Source organism: Mesorhizobium sp. M1A.T.Ca.IN.004.03.1.1, assembly GCF_003997555.1.
Classification (GTDB): domain Bacteria; phylum Pseudomonadota; class Alphaproteobacteria; order Rhizobiales; family Rhizobiaceae; genus Mesorhizobium.
On the sequence record NZ_RZTV01000159.1, the window covers coordinates 1 to 303 of the forward strand.

The 303-nt window shown below is 59.7% G+C and carries 1 pseudogene; it reads left to right on the forward strand.

Annotated features, from left to right (window positions below):
- Positions 1-303: pseudogene (locus EOD29_RS31145) on the forward strand (pilus assembly protein); the annotation flags it as partial.

Sequence of the window (303 nt, forward strand, 5' to 3'; positions counted from 1 at the left end):
GGTCGCCTATGCCCTGCTGTTTTCCCGGATCGAGGCCGACAAGAAATCGGCAAGCCGCATCAACCGTGTCAAATCGGCCGAGGTCGACCGCGCCAAGGTCAAGGCTGCCCGCGACCGGGTGCAGGAGATGTCGAAGCGGCGCAAATCGGTGCAGGACAATCTGAAGGATCTGGAAAAGCGCCAGAACGAAAAGACCAAGAAGACCGTGTCGATGAAATCGCGGCTGTTGCAGGCCGGCTTGACGATCACGGCGGCGAAATTCTATCTCATCAGCGCCGTCTTCGCCTCCGTGCTGCTGCTCGT